Genomic DNA, 23,340 nt, shown 5'->3' with positions numbered 1-23,340 from the left:
TCCGGGTGAGTGGTCAGGAGCTCAGGTCTTGGGGAGCCCGCCGGCTCCGTCGCCGGCTGGGCCCTGGCGCTCGCCGCCCAGCGTGCTGAGGGCGCCGAGCGTGACGGGCTGGGCGATCGGGCGGCGGGGCGGCTGCGGCCGCTCCCCGGCCAGGCAGGAGACGGCATAGCCGCAGATCCGGCCCTGGCACCAGCCCATGCCGGGCCTGGCCAGCAGCTTGACGGCGCGCGCGTCGGTCGCGCCGAGGCGCTGCGCCTCGCGTACGCGCTCCAGCGGCACCTCCTCGCACCGGCACACCAGCGTGTCGTCGCGCAGCCACCCCTGCCAGCCGGGCCGGACGGGGTACGCCCGCTGCAACGCCGCGCCGAACGCCTGCCACCGCTCCCGCCGGCGCACCAGCACCCCGGCGATCCCGCCGGACCGGCCGGCACCGTCGACACGGGCGTCGGCCGCGATGGACAGGCCGGCGATCCGGCCTTCGAGCTCGGAGAGCCGCCATCCGCCCACCCCGGTGGGCTCGCCCGCGGCCCAGACCCCGGGAACGGTGGTGCGCTGGTCGCCGCCGGCGTTCAGGACGGGGCTGCCGTCCACGTCCCGCCGGGTCTCGCAGCCGAGTTGCACGCCCAGCTCGATCTGGGGCAGGAACCCGAAGCCCGTGGCCACGGTGTCGCACTTGACGACGCGGGTGGCGAGAACGTTCCAGTCCTGGTCGAGGCGGGCCACGGTGACGGCCTCCACCTCGTGCTCGCCGTGCGCCGCAATCACGGCCCGGCGCGTCCGGTACGGCACCCGATGCCGGGCCAGGCTCGCCGCGTACCCGGCCGCCTCCCCGGCCTTGCCCAGGGCCAGCAGCGGATGCCTGGCCAGCCCGAGCCCGCCGTTGGCCTCGAGCACGCCCAGCACCCTGGCGCCCGCCCCGGCCAGCCCGGTCGCCACGGGCAGCAGGAAGGGCCCGGTGCCGGAGATCACGATCCGCCGGCCCGCCACCACGCCGTTGCCCTTGAGCAGCGCCTGGGCGCCGCCCGCCGTGAGCACGCCGGGCAGGTCCCAGCCGGGGAAGGGCAGCGGCCGGTCGTGCGCGCCGGTGGCGATCAGCAGCCGCCGCGCCCGCACGGTGACGGGCCGCTCCTGCGGCGCGCCCGGGTCCCGCGTCACGCAGTGCACGACGAGATCGCCGTCAGGCTCGCGCGCGACGCTCCACACCTGGTGCCGCAGCAGCAGGTCGGCCCGCTCGCCGAGCGCCCGCGCCTGCCGCAGGAACCGGTCGAGCCCCGGCGCCGCCTCATGCCCGGTCGCGGGCCCGGAGGGTGCGGCATGGCGGAAGTACTGGCCGCCGAGCCGGGCCGCCGAGTCGACGAGGGCCACGCGCAACCCGGCCTGCGCCGCCGTCAGCGCGCCCGCCACTCCGGCGGGGCCGCCGCCCACCACCACCAGGTCGTACGTCATGACGTCGTCACCTCGTCGCCGGGAGCCGCCTCGATCAGGCAGGCCCGTTCAGGAGCCCGCCCGTTGACGGAGATCAGGCAGTCGAAGCAGACCCCGATCCCGCAGAACAGCCCGCGCGGCCGCCCGCCGAACCGGGTGGTGCGCCATGACCGCACCCCGGCCGCGTGCAGTGCCGCGCCGATCGTCTGTCCTGGCACGACCGGCACGGACCGGCCGTCGATCGTGATGTGGAACGTCACAGCGACTCCTCTGCGAAGCGGTCCGGGCGGAAGGGACTCAGGTCCAGGTCGGGCTCGGCCCCGGTGAGCACCTGGGCGAGCAGGTGACCGGTGGCCGGCGCGAGCCCGATGCCCGCCCCTTCGTGACCGCAGGCGTGGTACAGGCCCGGCAGGCGCGGATCGGCGCCGATGACGGGCAGGTGGTCGGGGCAGTACGGGCGGAAGCCGCAGTAGGACCGGATGGCCCGCACGTCCCGCAGCGCGGGGAAGAGCGCGACCGCCTGCTCGGCCAGCCGGGCGAGCACGGGGACGGAGGTCGTCCGGTCGAAGCCGACCCGCTCCCTGCTGGCCCCGATGAGCACGGTCCCCGCCGGGGTGCCCTCCACGACGGCCGAGGTCTCCAGGCCGGCCGAGTCGCTGGCGACGTTCGTCACGTAGGCGGCGGTGTAGACCTTGTGCCGGATCAGCGGCTCGGCGAGGGGCTCCGTGACGAGGATGAAGCCGCGCCTGGGCAGGATCGGCAGGTGCACGCCGGCCAGCGCGGCCACCTCGCCGCCCCAGGTGCCCGCCGCGTTGATCACCGCGTCGCCGCGTATGTCGCCGTGCGAGGTGCGTACGCCCGTCACCCGCTCTCCCGAGCGGGTGAACCCGGTCACCTCGGCCCCGAGCCGCAGGCGCAGCGTGCCGTGGCCGAAGCTGTCGGCGCCGTGCCTGAGCAGGCGCGCGGCGGCCAGCATGGGCTGCACCTGGGCGTCCTGCGGGTAGTAGACGCCGCCGGCCAGGTCGCCCGCCAGGTGCGGCTCGTAGTCGCGCAGGGACTCGGCGGCCACGAGGGTGTGCTCCACCCCCTGCTTGGCGGCCAGCTCGGCCAGCACCCGCCGGACCTCGTCGGTCTCCGCGACGACCAGCCCGCCCTTGGCCTCGAACTCGAACCCCCCGCCACCCGTGGAGCCGTCAGGCGACGAGCCGCTCGGGCCGGCCAGCGAGCGCCACAGCCGGTTCGACAGCACGGCCAGGTCGAGCTCGGGGCCCGGCTCCTTGTCGGACACCAGCACGTTGCCTTCACCGGAGCCCGTGGTCCCGCCCGCCACCGGCCCGCGGTCGACCACGGTCACGTCCAGTCCCGCACGCGCGGCGTAGTAGGCGCAGGCCGCCCCCACCACCCCCCCGCCGACGACGATCACGTCGGACATCAACACCTCCCACTCAGTAATATGTCACATACCTCGCTACTTGAGAAGTCCGTTCCCACGGGCTGGGACGAGAGCCGGTTCCCGGTGGGCGGACCGGACTACCAGGCCCTTACCATCGATGACGTGAAGCTATCCACGGACCGCGCCAACCCTTTCGTGCGCTTTCTGCTGTCCTTCTGGGCGCCGACCGCGCGGTCGATGCGCGGCTGGGCGATGGCGTCGGTGGTGGTCAACGCGGGCATCGCGGTGACGGGCGCGGGCGTGCGCGTCACCGGTTCCGGGCTCGGCTGCCCGACCTGGCCGAAGTGCACGCCGGACAGCTTCCTGCCGGTTCCGCATCCCGAGGTCTCGATGATCAACATGTTCGTCGAGTTCGGCAACCGGCTGCTGACCTTCCTGGTGCTGGCGGTGGGGGCCGCGTGCGTGCTCGCGGTGCTGCGCCTGGCGCCGCGCAGGCGCTCCCTGCTCTGGCTGGCCCTGCTGCAGCCGGCCGGGATCGTGGTCCAGGCCCTGTGGGGCGGGCTGGTGGTCAACACGATGCTCAACCCGTTCACGGTCGGCATGCACTTCCTGATCTCCACCGGCCTGATCGCCGCCTGCTGGATGCTCTACGCGCGCTCCGGCGAGGGTGACGGCCCCGCCCGGCGGGTGGTCCACCGCGATGTCCGCAGGGTGGCCTACGTCCTGCTCGCGGCGGTGTTCGTGCTGCTGGTGGCCGGCGTGGTGGTCAGCGGCACGGGCCCGCACTCCGGCGACGTGATGGCCTCGCGCTTCGACCTGGACATCGAGGCCGTGGCGCGGCTGCACGCCGACGTCGTCTACATCGTGGTCGGGCTGACGTTCGCGCTGCTGCTGGCGCTGCACGTGAGCAACGCGCCCAGGGCCGCCAGGCGCGCGGCGCTGGGGCTGTTCGCGGTGGAGCTGGCGCAGGGCGTGATCGGCTACACCCAGTACTTCCTGGCCGTGCCCGCGCTGCTCGTGCTCGTGCACGTGCTCGGCTCCACGCTGGTGTGGATCGCCACGCTCAGGGTGGTCACCTCGCTGCGCACGCGGACCCCCGAGCCGGTCCCGGCCGCCGGCCACTCCCCCGCCGAAGCGGCCGCCGCCGTCTGAGGGGATATGCCAGGGTATGGGGTGCTAGGTCCGCCACTCCCCCACCGCAGAGGTGTGCGATTTGCTGGGAAAAGTCCGCCCCACTCGTAAGGCGCTACGCCGTACGTACCAGGGTCTGGTGGGGCTCAGCGTGCTCGCCCTCGCCCCCATGACCTGGGCCTGGCTCAGCAGCTCCGGGCACCGGGCGGCGGCCGAGGGCGCCGGCTGGCCGGCGCGCGTCCCCGTGACGCAGGCCGCGCTGGTCCTGGGCGCGGGCCTGTACGGCACGCAACCCACGCAGATGCTGGCCCGCAGGCTCGACATCGCCGCCGACCTCTACCACGCGGGCAAGGTACGCGCCCTGCTGCTCTCCGGCGACAACAGCCGCAAGGACTACGACGAGCCGACGGCCATGCGCGACTACCTGCGCGGCAAGGGCGTGCCCGACGCGGTGATGGTGCTGGACTACGCCGGCTTCGACACGTGGGACTCGTGCGTGCGGGCGCGCAAGGTGTTCGGGGCCGAGCGGATCACCGTGGTGACGCAGGAGTTCCACCTGCCGAGGGCCGTGACGCTGTGCAGGACGGCCGGGCTGGAGGCGTTCGGGGTGGGTGACGACTCCGCCAGGCGGTGGGCCTCGATCACCTACGTCTACGCCGCCCGCGAGCTGTTCGCCACCGCCAAGGCGTTCGCCGACTCGATGGTCCTGAACTCCGACCCGGTCTACCCGGGGCCGCGCGAGGTCTCGCTGACCCGGATCCTGGGTCAGCCGGGGGCGCCCGGCGCGTAGCCGGGCGGCGGGCTGCCCTTGGGGGCCGACCTGGCGTGGATCGTCGGCACGGGGAAGTCCGCGCGGGCGGTGCTCATGCACTCGAGCAGAGCCCGCTGCTCCTCGTGGAAGGCCTGCTCGCCGACCATGTGCCGGGCCGCGCGCTCGTGCAGCAGGCCCAGCTCGGTGGCGGCGAGCTGGTAGTCGCGCATCGCGCGCAGCCCGCGCTTGCCGCCGTGCAGCTTGGCCCACTGCCTGGCCTGCCGCCGCCTGGCGAAGGCCGACAGCATGTAGATGTCGGCCTGCGTGACCAGCTTGGTCGGCTCGTAAGGTGGCAGGTAGCCCTGGATGAGCGCGACGATGCGCCGCCGGTCCCTGAAGACCACGCCCATCAGCACGATCAGCACCACCAGCAGCGCCAGGTAGGCCACCACGAGCCCGGGGAAGCCGCCGTAGGAGGCCAGGCCGTTCCACAGGCCGTGCAGGATCATCGCGCCCGACCAGCCCGCCAGGATGTAGAAGATCCGCTCGGAGCCGCCGCGCTGGGCCGCGTAGGCGACGCCGACCCCGATCATGGAGCTGAACAGCGGGTGCGCGAGCGGCGACAGGATGCCGCGCAGCACCACCGTGACGGCCAGCCCCTTGACCCCGGACTCGGAGTTGAGCGCGGCGATGTAGTAGCTGACGTTCTCGCTCATGGCGAAGCCGAGGCCGACCATGCTGGCGTAGATGATGCCGTCGGTGGGCCCGTCGAGCTCGGCCCTGCGGAACTTGAGCAGGCCCAGCAGCACCAGGCCCTTCATCGTCTCCTCCACCACGGGAGCGCCGAACGTGGCGGCGATGTTGCGGGCGCTGGCCTCCGACAGCCGGGCGGTGTCGATGATGTAGTGCAGGTTGAGAGAGTTGATCACGCCTGCCGCCAGCACCGCGATGCCCGCGCCCCACGCGAAGGCGAAGATCAGGTTGCTGCGCGGCTCCGGCTCCATCCTGTCGAGCGCCAGCACCCCCGCGAGCAGCAACGGCACCGGCGCCAGGGCCAGCACGAGCGCGATGAAGAACTGCACCGGCGCGCCGTTGAGCACGTCGAAGGAGAAGGAGACGAGAGCGCAGATGCCGGTGAGGACCAGCCCGATGATCAACGCGAACGATGGGCGGTCCTTCAACACCCAGCGTGGATCACGGGTCGCCATAGGGTGACTTTAACGGATCAGGGAGCCGGGGTCCGTGCCGGTCCGCGCGGACCCGCGAAGCGGGTAGCCACTCCTCACCGTCCGGACACGCAGGGCGTTCATCTTCGCACATCTCCGCGGTGGGCCGGCGCCGTCAGGCGAGCAGCGGGTCGATCGCGACGGCGAGGAAGAGCAGCGCCAGGTAGGCGTTGGACCAGTGGAAGAAGCGCATGGGCCGCAGGTCGACGCCGCTCTTGCCGGCGTTGAGCCGGGCCAGCAGGCGGTGGACCTCCCACAGGCACATGACCCCGAGCACGGCCGCCACGGCGGGGTAGAACAGGGTGGTGCCCGCCACCGGCCACAGCGCCAGCGAGCACAGCACGGTCGCCCAGGTGTAGGCGATCGACTCCATGATGACCCGGCGCTCGGTGGCCACGACCGGCAGCATCGGCACCTTGGCCGCCGCGTAGTCCTCCTTGTAGCGCATGGCCAGCGTCCAGGTGTGCGGCGGCGTCCAGAAGAACACCACGCCGAACAGGACCAGCGGGGCCCAGTCGAGCCGCTCGGTGATGCCCGCCCAGCCGATCATCACCGGCATGCAGCCGGCGATGCCGCCCCACACGATGTTCTGGGCGGTGCGCCGCTTGAGCAGCATCGAGTAGACCAGGACGTAGAACAGGATCGCCGCGAGCGACAGCACCGCGGCCAGCCAGTTGGTGGTGAGCCACAGGCCGGCGGTGGAGAGGATCCCGAGCACGATCCCGAAGATCAGCGCGCCGCGCGGCGAGACCTGGTGCCTGGCCAGGGGCCGGCGGCGGGTGCGGCGCATCTTCTGGTCGATGTCGCGGTCGACGTAACAGTTGAGCGCGTTGGCGCTGCCCGCCGATAGGGTGCCGAACACCATGACCGAAATGGACGTCCACAGCGGCGGCAGGCCACCCGCCGCGAGGAACATCACCGGCAGCGTCGTGATCAGCAGCAGCTCGATGATCCGCGGCTTGGTGAGCGCGATGTAGGCCTTCACGGTCATGCTGATCGAGCGCGGCTCCCCCATCTGCGGTGATGGGGCCGTGGCCTGCCTGTTGGTCAGCACCGTCAAGGCGCTTCCAGCCTGTGCGGAGTCAACGCGTAACCTCTGATAGAGCGGATCCATGGGTGGGCGCCGTGACGCCCCTGCGAACAAACAAACTGTAGTCGCAGGGGCGGCCGGTCCGGCCAATGGGGGGCTTGCGCCACACATGGACACGCGAGGGTGGAATGGGAATCGATCGCCAGCTCCACTCGGTTAGGGTCCCGTGTGGGCGGGATAGCCAACCGGCATAACCAATGACAACTAGACTCCGGAGACCGAGCACTTGAGCACCGAACTCGTGCCAGCCCTTGAATGGACCGACCTGGACAGCCGGGCGGTCGACGTCGTTCGAGCCCTGGCGATGGACGCAGTGGAGAAGGCGGGCTCGGGGCATCCCGGCACCGCCATGAGCCTGGCCCCCGCCGCATACCTGCTGTTCCAGCGTGTGATGCGTCACGACCCGACCGACCCGGGCTGGCTCGGGCGCGACCGGTTCGTGCTGTCGTGCGGGCACACCAGCCTGACCCTGTACATCCAGCTCTACCTTTCCGGCTACGGCCTGACGCTCGACGACCTGCGGCGGCTGCGCCAGTGGGACAGCCTCACCCCCGGCCACCCCGAGCACGGCCACACCGCGGGCGTGGAGACCACCACGGGCCCGCTGGGCCAGGGCCTGGGCAACGCGGTCGGCATGGCGATGGCGGCCCGCCGCGAGCGCGGCCTGTTCGACCCGGACGCCGAGCAGGGCGCCTCGCCGTTCGACCACCACATCTGGTGCTTCGTCAGCGACGGCGACATCGAGGAAGGCATCAGCCACGAGGCCAGCGCGCTCGCCGGCCACCAGAAGCTGGGCAACCTCGTCGTCCTGTACGACGACAACCACATCTCCATCGAGGACGACACGCTCATCGCCAAGTCCGAGGACGTGCTCAAGCGCTACGAGGCCTACGGCTGGCACACCGAGAGCGTCGACTGGACCTCGTCCGGCGACTACGAGGAGGACGTCCAGGCGCTGTACAACGCGCTGGAGGCGGCCAAGGCGGAGACCGGCAGGCCCTCGTTCATCCGGCTGCGCACGATCATCGGCTGGCCCGCCCCCAACAAGCAGAACACCGGCAAGATCCACGGCGCGGCGCTGGGTGACGCGGAGATCGCCGCCACCAAGGAGATCCTCGGCCTGGACCCGGCCAAGACCTTCGACGTGCCCGCCGAGGTGCTGGAGCACGCCCGCGGCATCGCCCAGCGCGGCCGCGCCGACCACGCCGAGTGGGAGAAGTCCTACGCCGAATGGCGCCTGGCCAACCCCGAGCGCGCCACCGAGCTGGACCGCATCTCCCACCGCGAGCTGCCGGCCGGGTGGGCCACCGCGCTGCCGTCGTTCGAGATCGGCACGTCGGTCGCCACCCGCAAGGCCTCGGGCGAGGTGCTCAACGCGCTGGCGCCGGTGCTGCCCGAGCTGTGGGGCGGCTCCGCCGACCTCGCCGAGTCCAACAACACCACGATGAAGGGCGAGCCGTCCTTCATCCCCGACGAGTACCAGACCGAGGCGTTCCCCGGCAATCGCTACGGTCGCACGCTGCACTTCGGCATCCGCGAGCACGCCATGGGCGCCATTCTCAACGGCATCGCCCTGCACGGCGGCACGCGCCCGTACGGCGGCACGTTCCTGGTCTTCTCCGACTACATGCGCCCGTCCGTGCGCCTGGCCGCGCTCATGAAGCTGCCGGTGACGTACGTGTGGACGCACGACTCCATCGGGCTCGGCGAGGACGGCCCGACCCACCAGCCGATCGAGCACCTGTGGGCGCTGCGCGCGATCCCCGGCCTCGACGTGGTGCGCCCGGCCGACGCCAACGAGACCGCGTACGCATGGAAGGCCGTGCTGGAGCACACCGACCGGCCCGCCGCGCTGGCGCTGACCAGGCAGAACCTCCCGGTCTACGAGGGCACCCACGCCGACGGCGTGGCGCGCGGCGGCTACGTGCTGCGCGAGGCGTCCGACGGCCAGCCCAAGGTCATCCTCATCGCCACCGGCAGCGAGGTGCAGGTCGCGGTGGAGGGGCGCGAACTGCTTGAGACACAGGGCATTCCGACGCGCGTGGTGTCGATGCCGTGTGTCGAGTGGTTCAACGGGCAGGAATGCGCATATAGGCAGACCGTTCTGCCCTCCGCCATCCGGGCCCGGGTGGCGGTCGAGGCGGGCATCGGACTCGGCTGGCACCAGTTCGTCGGCGAGTGCGGCGAAGTCGTCAGTCTCGAACACTTCGGTGCCTCGGCCCCGTACAAGACTTTGTACGAGCAGTTCGGGCTGACGGCGGAGCGCGTGGCGGCGGCGGCCAGGGCGAGCCTGGCCAAGCTGGGTCAGGACAAGGGCGAGACGACGGGAAACTGAACGAAAATGAGTGAGATCCTCAACAAGCTGTCCGGCCAGGGCGTTGCCATCTGGCTCGACGACATCAGCAGGGAGCGGCTGCGCAGCGGCAACCTGGAGCAGCTCATCCGCGAGAAGAACGTCGTCGGGGTCACCTCCAACCCGACGATCTTCGCCGGCGCGCTCAGCAAGGGCGACGCCTACGACACCCAGCTCCACGACCTCGCCGTGCGCGGCGTCGACGTGGGCGAGGCCGTGCGCGCCATCACCACCTACGACATCCGCTGGGCCGCCGACGTGCTGCGCCCGGTCTACGACTCATCGGGCGGCGTGGACGGCCGTGTCTCGCTGGAGGTGGACCCGCGCCTGGCCCGCGACAGCGACAGGACGGTCGCCGAGGCCCGCGCGCTGTGGTGGCTGGTCGACCGCCCGAACCTGTTCATCAAGATCCCGGCCACGGTCGAGGGCCTGCCCGCGATCACGCAGGCGCTCTCCGAGGGCATCAGCGTCAACGTCACGCTGATCTTCTCCCTGGAGCGCTACCGTGCGGTCATGGACGCCTGGCTGGCCGGCCTGGAGGCCGCGCAGGCCAAGGGGCTCGACCTGGGCTCGATCGAGTCGGTGGCCTCGTTCTTCGTCAGCCGCGTGGACACCGAGATCGACAAGCGCCTCGACAAGCTCGGCAAGCCGGAGCTGAAGGGCAAGGCCGGCATCGCCAACGCGCGCCTGGCCTACGCGGCGTTCGAGGACGTCATGAACTCCGAGCGCTGGCAGCGCCTGCGCGCCGTGGGCGCCCGCCCGCAGCGGCCGCTGTGGGCCTCGACCGGCGTCAAGAACCCCGAGTACTCCGACACGATGTACGTCGACCAGCTCGTCGCCCCCGGCACCGTCAACACGATGCCGGAGAAGACGCTCGACTCGGTGGCCGACCACGCCAACATCTCGGGCGACACCGTGCGGCCGTTCTACGAGCAGGCCTGGAACACCATGGCCGCGCTCAAGGAGGCCGGTGTCGACTACGACGACGTGGTGAAGGTGCTGGAGGACGAGGGCGTCGAGAAGTTCGAGGCGTCCTGGAACGAGCTGCTCGAGAGCGTCACCAAGAACCTGGTTCCGTGATGGAGGTCTCCTACCGCGAGGAGGGGGTGGCCGCGGCCGCCTCCTCCGTCGCGGGGCGCCTCGTCGCCGACGGCGTGCCCGCGCGGCTCGCCGGCGGCGACCCCACGTTGTGGGGTGAGGACGCCGAGGCGGAGGCGGCGGTCAGGCTCGGCTGGCTGACCCTGCCCCGCTCCTCTCGCGAGCTGCTGCCCGAGCTGGGCAAGCTCGCCGAGAGGGCCCGCGCCGAGGGCCTGACGAACGTGGTCCTGGCCGGCATGGGCGGCTCGTCGCTGGCGGCGGAGGTCATCTGCGCCACCGCCGACGTGCCGCTCACCGTGCTCGACACGACCGATCCCGGGCAGGTCCGCCGGGCGCTGACCGACCAGCTCGACGCCACGATCGTGGTGGTGGCGAGCAAGAGCGGCTCGACCGTGGAGACGGACTGCCACCTGCGGATCTACCGGCAGCTGTTCGCCGACGCGGGCATCGATCCGGCCGGGCGCATCGTGGTCGTCACCGATCCCGGCTCGCCGCTGGAGCAGCTGGCCGTCGAGGGCGGTCACCAGCTCGTGCTGGCCGTGCCCGACGTGGGCGGCCGCTATTCGGCGCTGTCGGCGTACGGGCTGGTGCCCGGCGCGCTGGCGGGCGCCGACGTGACGCGGCTGCTCGACGACGCCGGCGAGGTGCTGCCGCTGCTGTCGCGCGACACCGGCAACCCCGGGCTCGACCTGGGCGCCGCGCTCGGCGGCGCGGCGCTGGCCGGGCGCGACAAGCTGCTGCTCGAAGACCAGCTCTCCGGCATCACCGGGCTGCCCGACTGGATCGAGCAGCTCGTCGCGGAGTCCACCGGCAAGCAGGGCAGGGGGATCCTGCCGGTCGTGGGCGCCGACCCGGCCCAGGTCGGCGACGAGCTGATCGTGGCGATCGAGTCGGACGTCGGCGACGTGCGCGTGGACGGCCCGCTGGGCGCGCAGTTCCTGGTCTGGGAGTACGCCACCGCCGTCGCGGGCCTGCTGTTGGAGATCGACCCCTTCGACCAGCCGAACGTGGCCGAGTCGAAGGAGAACACCGCCACGCTGCTGGCCCTCCCCGACCTGCCGACCGGTGCCCCGGCGTTCACCGACGGGCCCGTCGAGGTGTACGGCGCGGTCACGGCCAAGGACCTGCCGGGGGTGTTCGCCGAGCTGCTGCACGCGATCCCCGACGGCGGCTACCTGGCGATCATGGCCTATCTCGACCGGCTGGCGGCGTTCGACGCCCCCATGCCCGAGGGGGCCGACTTCGAGCAGATGACCGACGCCTGGATGATGGCCGATCCGGCGACGCTGCGGGCGCTCCTCGCGATGCGCACCGAGCGGCCTGTGACGTTCGGGTGGGGGCCGCGGTTGCTGCACTCGACCGGCCAGTACCACAAGGGCGGGCCCCAGAACGGCGTGTTCCTGCAGATCACGGGCGTGGTGACCGACGACGTCGCGGTGCCGGGCCGGCCCTACACGCTGGGCCGGCTCCAGCTGGCCCAGGCGCTCGGCGACCTCGGCGCGCTCGAAACCCGCGGGCGGCCTGCCGTACGCCTGCATTTGACCGACCGCGCGGCGGGAGTCGCGCGCCTGCTCGCAGCCGCACAGGAGGCTTGAGATGACAGACCCGGCAGCGCCCGCGGAGGAAGCCGCCACCGTCGCGGCGGCCGTCGCGGGCATCTCCACCACGTTGGAAGTGGCGGCCGCCAACCCGCTGCGCGATCCGCGCGACAAGCGGCTGCCCCGGGTGGCGGGACCGTGCGTGATGGTGTTGTTCGGCGTGACGGGTGACCTGGCCAAGCGCAAGCTGTTGCCGGCGATTTACGACCTGGGCAACCGGGGGCTGCTGCCGCCCGGATTCTCGCTGGTCGGCTTCGCCCGGCGTGATTGGAAAGACCAGGATTTCGCCCAGTTGACGCACGACGCCGTCAAGGCGCACGCCAGGACGCCGTTCCGCGAGGAGGTCTGGAAGCAGATCCGCGAGGGCATCCACTTCGTCCCGGGCGAGTTCTCGGACGACGGGGCGTTCGACGCGCTCGCCATGGCCTTGGCTGAGATCGACGAGACGAGGGGCACGGGCGGAAACTACGCTTTCTACCTGTCCGTGCCGCCGAAGTTCTTCCCTGTGGTGGTGGAGCAGCTCAAGCGCACCAAGCTGTCGGACGCGCCCGAGGGCTCGTGGCGGCGCGTGGTCATCGAGAAGCCGTTCGGCCACGACCTGAAGTCGGCCCACGAGCTGAACGAGATCACCACCTCGGCCTTCCCGGAGAGCTCGATCTTCCGGATCGACCACTACCTGGGCAAGGAGACCGTCCAGAACATCATGGCGCTGAGGTTCGCCAACAACCTCTACGAGCCCATCTGGAACCGCAGCTTCGTCGACCACGTGCAGATCACGATGGCCGAGGACATCGGGATCGGTGGGCGGGCCGGCTACTACGACGGCATCGGCGCGGCCCGCGACGTCATCCAGAACCACCTGCTCCAGCTCCTCGCGCTCGTCGCGATGGAGGACCCGACCTCCTTCGAGGCCTCCGCGCTGCGGCGGGAGAAGGAGAAGGTGCTCAAGGCCGTGCGGCTGCCGGCCAACCTGGGGCTCAACACGGCGCGCGGCCAGTACTCAGCGGGCTGGCAGGGCGGCGAGAAGGTCGTCGGCTATCTGCAGGAGGACGGCATCTCCGCCGAGTCCACGACCGAGACCTACGCCGCCATCAAGCTGGAGATCGCCAACCGGCGGTGGGCGGGCGTGCCGTTCTACCTGCGCACCGGCAAGCGGCTGGGCCGCCGGGTGACCGAGGTCGCGGTCGTGTTCCAGCGGGCGCCGCACCTGCCCTTCAGCAAGGACGACACCGAGATCCTGGGCCAGAACGCGCTGGTGGTCCGGGTCCAGCCGGACGAGGGCATCACGGTCCGCTTCGGGTCGAAGGTGCCGGGGACGGCGATGGAGGTGCGCGACGTCTCCATGGACTTCGCCTACGGGGAGTCGTTCCTGGAGTCGTCGCCGGAGGCGTACGAGCGGCTGCTGCTGGACGTGATGATCGGCGATCCGCCGCTGTTCCCGCACCAGCGGGAGGTCGAGCTGTCGTGGAAGATCCTCGACCCGATCGAGGAGTTCTGGTCCACGCAGGGCCAGCCCGAGCCCTATGAGGCGGGCTCGTGGGGGCCGGAGTCGGCCGACGCGATGATGGCCCGCGACGGCCGGGTCTGGAGGAGGCTCTAGTGACGACGTTCATGTTGTCCGACACGACCGCCGGGAAGATCTCGGCGCAGTTCATGCACCTGCGTCATCAGATGGGCGCGCCCGCCATCGGCATGGTGCTGACGCTGGTGGTCGTCTGCGAGGAGCGCCACCAGTACGACGCGCTGCGCGCGGCCACCGAGGCGGCCCGCGAGCACCCGTCGCGCATCATCGTGGTGATCAACCGTGAGGTGGACGAGCCGATCAGGCTCGACGCCGAGCTGCGCATCGGCGAGTCCACGCCGGGCGAGGTCGTGGTGCTGCGGCTGTACGGCGAGCTCACCGAGCACGCCGACTCGGTCGTCAGCCCGCTGCTGCTCCCCGACACCCCGGTGGTGGTCTGGTGGCCGGGCAAGGCCCCGGAGGTGCCGTCCAAGGACGCGATCGGGGCGCTCGCGCAGCGGCGCATCACCGACGCCAAGGGCTTCAGCGACGGCGGCGTCAAGTCGCTGGTGATCAGGGCCAAGGGGTACGCGCCCGGCGACACCGACCTGGCGTGGGCCCGGCTGACGCCGTGGCGCAGCCTGCTGGCCGCCGCCTTCGACCAGCCGGTGGGCAAGGTGCGCAAGGGGGTCGTCGAGGCCTCCCCCGGGCATCCGAGCGCGCCGCTGCTGGCCGCGTGGCTGTCCGACCGGCTCGGCGCGCAGATCAAGGTCGCCGACTCCGGCGGTCCCGGTCTGACGGCCGTGCGCCTGCAGCTCGGCGACGGCGAGCTGTCGGTCGGCAGGACCGACGCCCGCCTCGCCACCCTGTCGCGGCCCGGCCAGCCGGACCGGAACGTGGCCCTGGCCCGCCGGCACACCTCGGAGCTGCTGGCCGAGGAGCTGCGCAGGCTCGACAGCGACGAGATCTACGAAGCCTCAGTCAAGCGTTTCGCCCGGACGTACAAGGGATGACCGTGAGCGTTCCCAACGTGGTCGTACACCGCGATGCCGACGTCCTGGCCAAGGCCGTGGCGGCGCGGATCATCACGCGGCTGGTCGACGTGCAGTCGGCCAAGGGGTCGGCGTCGATCGTGCTGACCGGCGGCACGGTCGGCATCGCCACGCTGGCGGCCATCGCCGCCACGCCGGCGCGTGACGCCGTGGACTGGCGGCGTCTGGACGTCTGGTGGGGCGACGAGCGGTTCCTGCCCGAGGGCGACAAGGAGCGCAACGAGACGGGCGCCCGCGAGGCCCTGCTCGACCACGTGGACCTGACTCCCGAGCGGGTGCACGTCATGCGCGGGCCCGACTCGGGCATGACGGCCGAGGAGTCCGCCGAGTCCTACGCGGCGGAGCTGCGCAAGGCGTCCAGGCCGGAGGATCACGGCCCGGTGCCGGGCTTCGACGTGATGCTGCTCGGCATGGGCCCGGACGCGCACGTGGCCTCGCTGTTCCCCGGGATGCCCGCGCTCTACGACACGCGTCCGGTGGTGGCCGTGCACGGCGCGCCCAAGCCGCCGCCCACCCGCATCTCGCTGACGCTGCCCGCCATCCATGCCGCGCGCGAGGTGTGGGTGGTGGCCGCCGGTGCGGAGAAGTCGGGCGCGGTGCGGCTGGCGCTGTCCGACTCGGGGCCCGTGCAGGTCCCGTCCGCGGGTGCCAGGGGCCGGGTGCGGACCCTGTTCCTGCTGGACCGGGCCGCGGCCGGCAAGATCCCGCCGGAGCTGGGGCGGATCTCCTCCCCGTGACGTGCCAGGGCGGCGTCCGGTCCTCCGGTACGCCGCCCTTTTCATGCCCTTCGGCGCCTTTCGTGCGCAGCCCGTTCGTCCAGTGCACGGCCTCGGTGGCGCGTCCCCCGGGGACCGCAGCCTGGAGTAGCCGGGTCAGGCGCTCGCGACCAGCGCGTCGATCTCCGCCGACAGGGCCCGCTTGCGGTCCTCGCCGAGGTAGGACGCCTGCACCCCGTTGCGCGCCAGCAGGGCCAGCTCCGCCTTCCCGAAGCCGAACTCCCTGGCCGCCACGCGGTATTCCTGCGCCAGCGTGGTGGCGAACATGGGCGGGTCGTCGCTGTTGAGCGTGACGTACAGGCCCTCCTCCAGCATCCGGGGCAGCGGGTGCGCGCCGATCTCGGCGACCTGGCCGGTGCAGACGTTGGAGGTCGGGCAGACGTCCAGCGGGAGCTGCGTCTCGCGCAGGTGGGCGACGAGGCGCGGGTCGTCCAGGCAGTTGATGCCGTGGCCGATGCGCTCGGCGCCGTAGCCCTCGATGACCTCCCAGATGGTCTCGGGGCCGGACATCTCACCGCCGTGCGGGACGCTGTGCAGGCCGGCCGCCCGCGCCGCCGAGAACGCGGAGCGGTAGGCGTCGCGGAATTTCGGCCGCTCCTGCTCGATCCCGCCGATGCCGAAACCTACCAGCGCGGCGGGAGGTTCCTGCAAGGCGTGCTCCACCGTCACCCTGGCGGCCTCTTCACCGTACTCGCCGGGGATGTCGAAGATGTAGGCCATCTCCACGCCGTGGTCGCTCAGCGAGCGGCGGGCGGCCAGGTCGAGGGCTTCGGTCACCTCGCGCATGGGCATGCCGACGATGTGGTGCGCGTAGGGCGTGACCTGGAGCTCCGCATAGCGGGCACCCTGCGAGGCGAGGTCGCGGGCCAGGCCGAGAACGAGGGTCGCCACATCCTCCGGCTCCCGCACCAGCTCGTTGACGGCGCGGTACACCTGGGCGAACTGGGGGAAGTCGCGGAAGGTGTAGAAGCGGCGCAGCTCCTCCTCGTTGGTGGGGACGCGGCTGCCGGGGTGGCGGCGGGAGAGCTCCAGCACCGTGGGCACCGAGGCCGAACCGACCAGGTGGACGTGGAGCTCGACTTTCGGGAGCGCGTCAATGAAGGCGTCAAGGGTCATGGCGACGACCATAGGGGCGACATTTCACGAAAAAACAGCTTTTAGGTGGAAATCTCACATGAAGATGTTAGTTTCGGGCGCTGCGCTAAACTGGCCCGCGTGACCAACGCCGAAGCGTACGATCGCGGCTTCGCCCACCTCAGCTCCCACACCGTCGCCCCGCTCCTCGCTCTGGCCTGCACGAGCCGTGCGCCCCGGCTGCTGGACGTCGGCTGCGGCACCGGCGTGGTCACCTCGGCGGCGCTGGCGTTAGGCGCCGAGGTCACCGCCGTGGACACCGATCCCGGCATGCTGGAGCTGACCGCCCGCCGCCATCCGTACGCGACGATCCGCCAGGCCACGCTGCCCGAGCTGCCTTTCGAGGACGAGCAGTTCGACGCCGTCACCGGCAATTTCGTCATCAACCACGTCGCCGACACCGCCGGTGCGCTCAAGGAGCTGCGCCGCGTGCTGCGCCCCGCCGGGACCCTCGGCCTGACCTGGTGGAAGGCCGACGAGATGACCGCCACCAACGTTTTCGCCGAGGCCATCGCGGCCGCCGGGCTCCCCTACGATCCCCCGGCCCGGCCGTTCACCGGCAACGACACGCCACCGCGCTTCACGGCCCTGCTCGCCGGGGCGGGCTTCCAGGCGGCGACCGTGGAGACCCTGCGCTGGCGGCATCAGGTGGACCTCGCGTCGTGGTGGACCGACGTCGTGCAGGCGGGCGGCGCGCGCTTCGGGATGATCGCCAGGCAGCCGCCGGAGACGGTCGAATCCGTCAGGGCCCACTACGACCGCCTGGCGGCCCCGTACGCACGCGAGGGCTTCCCCGTGTGCGCCTACCTCGCCCGCGCCACCCACTGACGAGCACGCCGCGCGCCGCTCAGCCGCTTGTCCGCGCCATCCACCTGCCCAACGTCGCTTGCCTATCCCACGTCGGTCGCCTGGCCGACGGTGCTCGCGGCCCAGGCGGAGACGAGGGGCATCAGCACCCCGTCGACCGACTCGGCGGCGAACGGCTCGTCGAACGCGGGCCCCGTGAAGATCATGCGGTGCCACACCAGCGCCTCGGCGACCGCGAAGACCCGGCCGGCATCGACGGGACCAGGCAGCTCGCCGCGCGCCACCGCCCGGTCCAGGAGCGCGCGCACGTCGCCGAGGTTCCGCGTCGGCATGTGCGCGCGCAGCGTGCGCGCCAGCTCCTGGTTGGACACCAGCGTCGAGGACAACCCGATGATCAAGGTGTGCTTGCGCTCCACCGCCTCGCACAGGCCGCGGAAGATGGAGGCCAGATCGCCCCTGAGCGTCCCGGTGTCCTCCCCCGGCGGCGCGTCCATGTCGAACCGCCGGCAGATGACGTCCACCACCAGCTCAGGCTTTCCGGCCCAGCGCCGGTAGATGGTGGCCTTGCTGGCCCTGGCCCGCTTGGCGATCTGGTCGACCGACATCCGGTCGTAGCCGACCTCCGACAGCAGCTCCATCGTGGCGTCGAGGATGGCCCTGTCACGCGCAGGGTCGAGTGGAGCCACGTACACGTCCTTCAGCTATAGGCGATCTCATCGAATCGTACGCCGGTCAGCTCGGTGGACACGTCCCACAGCCGCCGGGCGACCTCCTCCGACCTGGCCGTCTCCGAGGGCGTGAGCAGCTTGAGCGTGGGGCCGACGAACTCGCCGCCGTGGATGTCGGGCGAGGTGGCGGCGTAGAGCGAGGACAGCGCGCCGCGCGCCGGGCTCTTGAAGAGCAGGCCCATGACGGGCTGGAGAGGCCCGATCTTGAAGATGCTCGTGGCGGTCACGCCGGGGTGGGTGGCGACGCTGATCAGGTCCGCCCCGGCCCGCTGCGCGCGCCGCTGGAGCTCCAGGGTGAAGAGCAAGTTGGCGAGCTTCGACCGGCCGTAGGCGCTCATCCTGCCATAGCCGCGCTCCAGGTCCAGGTTGTCGAAATCGAGCCTGCCCACGGCGTGCGCGTCGCTGGAGACGTTCACCACCCGGGCGCCGGGGGCGGCCAGGAGCAGCGGCAGCAGCAGCCCCGTGAGCGCGAAGTGGCCCAGGTGGTTGGTGCCGAACTGCATCTCGAAGCCGTCCTTGGTCTCCTGACGGGGGATCATGCCGATGCCCGCGTTGTTGACCAGCAGGTCGACCTTGCCGGTGCTCGCGGCGAAGGCCCTGACCGAGGCCAGGTCCGCCAGGTCGAGCCGGCCGTACTCGACCGCCGCGCCGGGCACCGCCCGCTGGATCTCGGCCACGGCGGCGGCGCCCTTGTCCGGGTTGCGCGCGGCCACGACGACGCGGGCGCCGTGCCTGGCCAGCTCCAGCGCGGTGGGCAGGCCGATGCCGGTGTTCGCGCCGGTCACGATCGCCACCTTGCCCGTCAGGTCGGGCATGGAGGCAGGGGTCCATGTTGTCATCGCCACTCCAAGTGTACGAAACCGTTTCGTACACCATAACCCACCGCATGCCGTCTCCGGTGGATCACCACAACCACCGAATGCGCGCCATGGCCGGCGAATCGCCGCCACAGGAGGTCCGCCCGGGTGCCACATCCCGCAGATCATCACGGGACGGCCGCGCCGCGTTCGCCTCCTCAATGGACGCCCCCTTTAGCGCCGCGCTCGATTGATCGCGCAGGCGGAATCCGGGTCGCCGCAGTCGGGATACGGGTCGCCGCAGGCGGAATCCGGGTCGCCGCAGGCGGGATACGGAGTCAGCGGTCCAGGCGGCGGCGTGCCTGGCGCTCCTCGCGGCGCGTCACCTCCAGCCGCTGCTGGCTGTCGTCCAGCTTCTTGCGCGCCTTGGCGAGCTTCTGCTCCAGCCGCGCCACCTTCTCCGCGCGCTCGTCGTGCTCCTTCGTGGCCGCGTCGAGCGCCTCGCTCCACTCCCTGTGCGCCGCCTCGGCCTCGGCGCGCTCCTTGGCCTTCCTGGCCTCGGCCGCCTCGCGTTCGCGCGCCTTGGCCGCCTCGTCCTCCGGGGTCTTCTTCGCGGCCGGCCGGGAGCGGGCCACGGGGGCGGGAGCGGGAGCGAAGCCGCTGTAGCTGAGCGGCTTGGCCAGGGCGCCGCGCCGCACCTGCTCGGCTGCCTCCGCGTCCACGACGGCGGCGTCGAGGGTCTGGTCCACCTCCGCCCCGGCGGCCGCGGACAGGCCGGCCGACTGCCGGACGAGCCGCCCCAGCCGCCCCGTCACGTCGCCGCGGAGCTGGGTCAGCTCGGCCAGCGCGCCGGAGTCCTGCTCCTGCCAGGCCGCGCGCAGGCGCTCACCGAGGCCGAGGAGCTCGGCCACCTCGTCGGGGTGCTCGCGGACGGCCCGGTTCACCGCCCACGCGGACACCGTGGGCTTGCGCAGCTTCGCGATGTCGCGCGACAGCCGTACGTCGCCCGCGTCCTTGGCCGCGCGGGCCTCCGCCTCGCGCGCGGCGGTGAACTCGGACGGCGGCAGGGCGTAGAGCCGGCCGGCCACCTCGTCAAGATCCACACAGGACAAATACCCCACATCGCCGAGTTTGTAGCGCATAGTGGAGGCAGCCCCAGTCGAACGGAGGGCCCCCGGTGTTCGAGCGCTTCACCGACCGTGCGCGAAGGGTCGTCGTCCTCGCCCAGGAGGAGGCGCGGATGATGAGCCACAACTACATCGGCACGGAGCACATATTGCTCGGCCTCATCCACGAGGGTGAGGGATTGGCCTCGCTGGTGCTCGACGGTTGCGGCGTCGAGCTGGATCACGTACGCGCCTTCGTCGAGCGCGAGGTGGGCCGCGGGACCAAGTCTCCCGGCGGGCACATCCCGTTCACGCCGAGAGCGAAGAAGGTGCTGGAGCTGTCGCTGCGCGAGGCGCTCCAGCTGCGTCACAACTACATCGGCACCGAGCACATCCTGCTCGGGCTCATCAGGGAGGGCGAGGGACTGGCCGCCCAGGCGCTCGTGGACGCGGGAGCGGACCTGACCGACGTGCGCCAGCGCCTGCTCGACCGCGTGGGCAGGGGGCCGAAGGAGCGTCCCGCGGAGATGTTCTTCCCCTCGGGACACGCCCTGACCGAACGCCTCGCGCAGATCCAGGAGAGCCTGGAACGCATCGAACGCCACCTGGGCATCCAGCCGCCCGCCGAGCAGCCCGAGAGCCGGACGGGCGAGCAGCCCCAGGAGCGGCGGGACGAAGAGGGCCGGCGGGACGAGGAGGGCCGGCGGGACGAGGAGGGCCTAGGCTGACACCATCGTCCCGACCGGCAGCCTGGCCTCGACGACCCCGGGGTCCTCGGTGTAGCCGAGCGTGGCGCCGAGCGAGACGAGCAGCCGGCGCATCCGCGCGTTGTCGGACAGCATGGTGGCCCTCACCTCGGCGTATCCGAGATCGCGGGCCGCGCGCACGAGCATCCTGGCCATCGCCGTGCCCAGACCGCGCCCCTGCCAGCGGTCCTCGACCAGGAAGGCCATCTCCGCGATGCCGGGGTCGGGGGTGAACATCAGGTTCGCCATCCCCACGACCTGCCCATCGTGCCCGGCGACCATCGAGTATCCCCTGCTCCGGTCGCACAGCCGGTCGAACATGCGCGGCGGCAGCGCGGGCATCGAGGTGAAGTAGCGGAACCTGCGCGACTCCGGCGAGCACCTGTCGTGCAGGTCGCGTACGGCCTCGCGGTAGATCGAGGTGAGCGGCCGGACCGTGACCTCCACACCGTCGGCCAGCTTGACGCCGCGCTCGGCCGGGGTCTGCTCGCCCGCCGGCTGGGCCAGCCTGGCGAACGAAGCCGCCCTGGCCGCCTCGGTCAGCGTGAACGGCAGCTCGGCGCGGCGCAGCCGGACCGCGCGCCTGGGCGCGACGGGCACGACGAGCTGGGTGGGGTCGGGGAGATCACTCACGGCCTCACCATAGATCCACCTGGCGTCGTCCGCGCGCAGCAGCTCGGCCAGCAGCTCAGGCAGCCGCCACGGCATCGAGCGCAGCCTGGAGGCCAGCAGCAGCGCCCGGGTGGGCTCGTCGGTCAGCTCGTGGGCGGTGGCGGGGACGACCTGGACGCGGCGGCCGCCGGCCGCCTCCAGCGCCTCGCGTACCGTTTCGGGGTTCGCGGGAATGTCGGCGACGAATTCGTCAACGGTGCCGTCGGCGTCGGACTGTACGCTCAGGCCGAGGATGTTGCCGCCCCGTGCGGCCAGGGCCGCGGCGAGGGAGGCCAGCCGTCCGGGTCGCTCGTCCACTGTGGTGCGGATGCGCAAGAATCCCATGGACACGAGCATGCCTGGCGGCTGTTACGCCGCCGCTAACGACGTGTTTCATTGTGCACTTCGTCGCAAGATGCGACGACTTATCCCGATATAGGATGATATGTCGCTATGAGCGCGTCTGTTCCCCTGTCGTCCGAGTTCGTCAACGGCGACGTGTCCTTCTGGTACCGGTCCTCCGGCGTACCCGCACCCGGCCCCCGGCTCGACGGCGATCTTCAGGCGGACGTGGCCATCGTCGGCGCCGGCTACACGGGCCTGTGGACCGCGTACTACCTCAAGCGGGCGCGCCCGTCCCTGCGGGTGGTGGTGCTGGAGCAGGAGTTCGCCGGGTTCGGCGCCTCTGGACGCAACGGCGGCTGGCTGACCGGCGACCTGGCCGGCTCCCACGAGCGCTACGGCGAGGGCGCGCGGCGGCTGCAGCGCGAGATGTACGCCTCGATCGACGAGGTGATCGCGGTCTGCGAGAAGGAGTCCATCGACTGCGACCTGGTCAAGGGCGGCGTCGTGAACGTGGCCCGCACCCCGGCCCAGGCCGCCAGGCTGCGCGAGACGGTGTCCTCCGCGCGCGCGTGGGGCATCGAGGAGCCCGACCTGCGCCTGGTGGACCCGTCGGCCCACGTGCGCGTCGCCGGGGCCGTGGCGGCGTCCTGGAGCCCCCACTGCGCCCGCATCCAGCCGGCCAAGCTCGCTCAGGGCCTGGCCAGGGTCGTCCGCGAGCTCGGCGTGGCCGTCTACGAGCGCACGCCGGTGACCGCGATCGCGCCGAACCGGGCGGTGACCCGTACGGGACCGTGTCGGCCGGGCACGTGATCCGCGCGACCGAGGGCTTCACCGCCCGCCTGGACGGCCTGCGCAGGCAGTGGCTCCCCATGAACAGCTCCATGATCGTCACCGCGCCCCTCCCCCAGTCCTTCTGGGACGAGGTCGGCTGGCAGGGGGCCGAGCTGCTCGGGGACATGGCGCACTACTACATGTACGCCCAGCGCACCGCCGACGACCGCATCGCCTTCGGCGGGCGTGGCCGGCCCTACCTCTACGGCTCGCGCATCGACGCCCGGGGGCACACTCACGAGTGGACGGTCGAGGCGCTGTGGCGGCTGCTGACCGACTTCTTCCCGGCCGCCCGCTCGTCCTCGGTCGAGCACGCCTGGTCGGGGGTGCTCGGGGTGCCGCGCGACTGGTGCTCGACGGTCCACGTGGACCCGGCCACCGGCCTTGGCTGGGCGGGCGGCTACACGGGGCACGGGGTCACCACGACGAACCTGGCAGGCCGTACGCTGCGCGACCTGATCCTCGGCGAGGAGACGGAGCTGACCGCGCTGCCGTGGGTGGGCAGGAAGGTTAGGGCCTGGGAGCCGGAGCCGCTGCGGTGGCTGGGCGTGCACGCGATGTACCGCCTGTACCGGGTGGCCGACCACCGCGAACGCACGATGCCGCGTACGTCGGCGCTGGCCCGCTTCGCCGACCTGATCACCGGCCACTGACCCTCCGCCAGGCCCGGCACCCACCTGATCGCCACACCCGGGCCCGGCACGCCATCCAACCAGCCCCAGCCCTTGCCCCTGACCCAACCAGCCCCAGCCCTTGGCCCTGTCCCGGCACCAGGCCCTGACCCGGCCCGCGCCCCAGACC

General features: G+C 71.9%; 19 protein-coding genes and 2 pseudogenes. 11 read left to right on the top strand and 10 right to left on the bottom strand.

Features of this window, described 5'->3' with window-relative positions; translation table 11 throughout:
- Positions 1 to 21 precede the first annotated feature (21 nt).
- Genes ETD85_RS36895 through ETD85_RS36885 form a run of 3 tightly spaced genes read right to left on the bottom strand, consistent with a single transcriptional unit; the run spans position 22 to position 2,857 of the window.
- Positions 22 to 1,446 carry an FAD/NAD(P)-dependent oxidoreductase gene (locus ETD85_RS36895; RefSeq protein ID WP_138694460.1) on the bottom strand — a complete coding sequence of 475 codons (1,425 nt, stop codon included), beginning with the start codon at positions 1,444 to 1,446 and terminating at the stop codon, positions 22 to 24.
- Positions 1,443 to 1,685: a (2Fe-2S)-binding protein gene (locus tag ETD85_RS36890; RefSeq protein WP_138694459.1), complete on the bottom strand. Its 243-nt coding sequence runs from the start codon at positions 1,683 to 1,685 to the stop codon at positions 1,443 to 1,445. Before ETD85_RS36890 ends, ETD85_RS36895 begins: the two co-directional genes overlap by 4 nt.
- Positions 1,682 to 2,857, bottom strand: a complete 1,176-nt coding sequence (locus ETD85_RS36885; RefSeq protein ID WP_138694458.1) for an NAD(P)/FAD-dependent oxidoreductase — start codon at positions 2,855 to 2,857, stop codon at positions 1,682 to 1,684. The genes ETD85_RS36890 and ETD85_RS36885 overlap by 4 nt, the downstream gene beginning before the upstream one ends.
- A gap of 123 nt (positions 2,858 to 2,980) precedes the next feature.
- On the opposite strand from ETD85_RS36885, the gene ETD85_RS36880 reads away from it, so the two are divergent.
- Both ETD85_RS36880 and ETD85_RS36875 read left to right on the top strand, forming a co-directional pair.
- On the top strand, positions 2,981 to 3,970 hold the full coding sequence (locus ETD85_RS36880) for a COX15/CtaA family protein (protein ID WP_138694457.1): 990 nt from the start codon (positions 2,981 to 2,983) through the stop codon (positions 3,968 to 3,970).
- A 61-nt stretch (positions 3,971 to 4,031) separates the two neighbouring features.
- Entirely contained in the window at positions 4,032 to 4,739 is a 708-nt protein-coding gene (locus tag ETD85_RS36875; protein WP_240779666.1) for a SanA/YdcF family protein, read from the top strand.
- On the opposite strand, the gene ETD85_RS36870 is transcribed toward ETD85_RS36875, so the two are convergent.
- Entirely contained in the window at positions 4,715 to 5,908 is a 1,194-nt protein-coding gene (locus tag ETD85_RS36870) for a PrsW family intramembrane metalloprotease (RefSeq protein WP_138694455.1), read from the bottom strand. The two genes, ETD85_RS36875 and ETD85_RS36870, sit on opposite strands and share 25 nt — an antisense overlap.
- 133 nt (positions 5,909 to 6,041) lie before the next feature.
- Positions 6,042 to 6,986, bottom strand: a complete 945-nt coding sequence (locus ETD85_RS36865; protein WP_138694454.1) for a heme o synthase — start codon at positions 6,984 to 6,986, stop codon at positions 6,042 to 6,044.
- 334 nt (positions 6,987 to 7,320) lie between these two features.
- Between ETD85_RS36865 and tkt the strand changes: the two genes are divergently transcribed.
- From tkt to pgl, 6 genes are read left to right on the top strand one after another with little or no spacing between them, the layout of a single operon-like run.
- On the top strand, positions 7,321 to 9,351 hold the full coding sequence (tkt, locus tag ETD85_RS36860; protein WP_240779668.1) for a transketolase: 2,031 nt from the start codon (positions 7,321 to 7,323) through the stop codon (positions 9,349 to 9,351).
- A gap of 6 nt (positions 9,352 to 9,357) precedes the next feature.
- The gene (gene tal, locus ETD85_RS36855; RefSeq protein WP_138694452.1) at positions 9,358 to 10,449 is read left to right on the top strand and encodes a transaldolase; all 1,092 of its coding nucleotides are present in this window, start codon (positions 9,358 to 9,360) and stop codon (positions 10,447 to 10,449) included.
- A complete protein-coding gene (locus tag ETD85_RS36850) occupies positions 10,449 to 12,062 on the top strand; it encodes a glucose-6-phosphate isomerase (protein WP_138694468.1) in 1,614 nt (537 codons plus the stop codon). Before tal ends, ETD85_RS36850 begins: the two co-directional genes overlap by 1 nt.
- Position 12,063: 1 nt before the next feature.
- Complete coding sequence (zwf, locus tag ETD85_RS36845) at positions 12,064 to 13,665, top strand: glucose-6-phosphate dehydrogenase (protein WP_240779665.1); 1,602 nt, start codon at positions 12,064 to 12,066, stop codon at positions 13,663 to 13,665.
- Complete coding sequence (locus ETD85_RS36840) at positions 13,665 to 14,579, top strand: glucose-6-phosphate dehydrogenase assembly protein OpcA (protein ID WP_138694451.1); 915 nt, start codon at positions 13,665 to 13,667, stop codon at positions 14,577 to 14,579. The genes zwf and ETD85_RS36840 overlap by 1 nt, the downstream gene beginning before the upstream one ends.
- 2 nt (positions 14,580 to 14,581) lie before the next feature.
- Positions 14,582 to 15,355, top strand: coding sequence for a 6-phosphogluconolactonase (gene pgl, locus ETD85_RS36835; RefSeq protein ID WP_138694450.1), 774 nt, complete (start codon positions 14,582 to 14,584; stop codon positions 15,353 to 15,355).
- Between the two features lie 135 nt (positions 15,356 to 15,490).
- On the opposite strand, the gene add is transcribed toward pgl, so the two are convergent.
- Positions 15,491 to 16,510, bottom strand: a complete 1,020-nt coding sequence (gene add, locus ETD85_RS36830) for an adenosine deaminase (protein WP_138694449.1) — start codon at positions 16,508 to 16,510, stop codon at positions 15,491 to 15,493.
- Between the two features lie 99 nt (positions 16,511 to 16,609).
- Here add and ETD85_RS36825 point away from each other — a divergent pair, with 99 nt between their 5' ends.
- Positions 16,610 to 17,356, top strand: coding sequence for a class I SAM-dependent methyltransferase (locus ETD85_RS36825; RefSeq protein ID WP_170247029.1), 747 nt, complete (start codon positions 16,610 to 16,612; stop codon positions 17,354 to 17,356).
- Between the two features lie 62 nt (positions 17,357 to 17,418).
- Here the strand turns inward: ETD85_RS36825 and ETD85_RS36820 are convergent, their stop codons facing one another.
- The 3 genes from ETD85_RS36820 to ETD85_RS36810 form a co-directional block, all read right to left on the bottom strand.
- Complete coding sequence (locus ETD85_RS36820) at positions 17,419 to 18,021, bottom strand: TetR/AcrR family transcriptional regulator (RefSeq protein ID WP_138694447.1); 603 nt, start codon at positions 18,019 to 18,021, stop codon at positions 17,419 to 17,421.
- 11 nt (positions 18,022 to 18,032) lie between these two features.
- The gene (locus tag ETD85_RS36815) at positions 18,033 to 18,902 is read right to left on the bottom strand and encodes an oxidoreductase (protein ID WP_138694446.1); all 870 of its coding nucleotides are present in this window, start codon (positions 18,900 to 18,902) and stop codon (positions 18,033 to 18,035) included.
- A 296-nt stretch (positions 18,903 to 19,198) separates the two neighbouring features.
- Positions 19,199 to 19,963 (bottom strand): hypothetical protein, encoded by a 765-nt coding sequence (locus ETD85_RS36810; RefSeq protein WP_138694445.1) that lies wholly within the window; start codon positions 19,961 to 19,963, stop codon positions 19,199 to 19,201.
- A 74-nt stretch (positions 19,964 to 20,037) separates the two neighbouring features.
- Between ETD85_RS36810 and ETD85_RS66090 the strand changes: the two are divergent.
- A pseudogene (locus ETD85_RS66090) lies at positions 20,038 to 20,586 on the top strand (Clp protease N-terminal domain-containing protein); the annotation flags it as partial.
- A gap of 99 nt (positions 20,587 to 20,685) precedes the next feature.
- Here the strand turns inward: ETD85_RS66090 and ETD85_RS36800 are convergent.
- Positions 20,686 to 21,708: a GNAT family N-acetyltransferase gene (locus ETD85_RS36800; protein ID WP_138694443.1), complete on the bottom strand. Its 1,023-nt coding sequence runs from the start codon at positions 21,706 to 21,708 to the stop codon at positions 20,686 to 20,688.
- Positions 21,709 to 21,816: 108 nt separating this feature from the next.
- On the opposite strand from ETD85_RS36800, the pseudogene ETD85_RS67635 reads away from it, so the two are divergent.
- A pseudogene (locus ETD85_RS67635) lies at positions 21,817 to 23,192 on the top strand (NAD(P)/FAD-dependent oxidoreductase).
- Positions 23,193 to 23,340 lie beyond the last annotated feature (148 nt).

The sequence above is a fragment of the Nonomuraea zeae genome, from assembly GCF_005889725.1.
Lineage (GTDB): Bacteria > Actinomycetota > Actinomycetes > Streptosporangiales > Streptosporangiaceae > Nonomuraea > Nonomuraea zeae.
Note: the sequence above shows the minus strand (reverse complement) of the source record. Positions and strands in the feature narration are given on the sequence as shown.

Coding starts and splice junctions, on each gene's coding strand:
- ETD85_RS36800 (WP_138694443.1), bottom strand. CDS start 21,708: ATGGGATTCTTGCGCATCCGCACCACAGTGGACGAGCGACCCGGACGG.
- ETD85_RS36885 (WP_138694458.1), bottom strand. CDS start 2,857: ATGTCCGACGTGATCGTCGTCGGCGGGGGGGTGGTGGGGGCGGCCTGC.
- ETD85_RS36815 (WP_138694446.1), bottom strand. CDS start 18,902: ATGACAACATGGACCCCTGCCTCCATGCCCGACCTGACGGGCAAGGTG.
- tkt (WP_240779668.1), top strand. CDS start 7,321: ATGGACGCAGTGGAGAAGGCGGGCTCGGGGCATCCCGGCACCGCCATG.
- add (WP_138694449.1), bottom strand. CDS start 16,510: ATGACCCTTGACGCCTTCATTGACGCGCTCCCGAAAGTCGAGCTCCAC.
- ETD85_RS36850 (WP_138694468.1), top strand. CDS start 10,449: ATGGAGGTCTCCTACCGCGAGGAGGGGGTGGCCGCGGCCGCCTCCTCC.
- tal (WP_138694452.1), top strand. CDS start 9,358: ATGAGTGAGATCCTCAACAAGCTGTCCGGCCAGGGCGTTGCCATCTGG.
- ETD85_RS36870 (WP_138694455.1), bottom strand. CDS start 5,908: ATGGCGACCCGTGATCCACGCTGGGTGTTGAAGGACCGCCCATCGTTC.
- ETD85_RS36895 (WP_138694460.1), bottom strand. CDS start 1,446: ATGACGTACGACCTGGTGGTGGTGGGCGGCGGCCCCGCCGGAGTGGCG.
- zwf (WP_240779665.1), top strand. CDS start 12,064: ATGACAGACCCGGCAGCGCCCGCGGAGGAAGCCGCCACCGTCGCGGCG.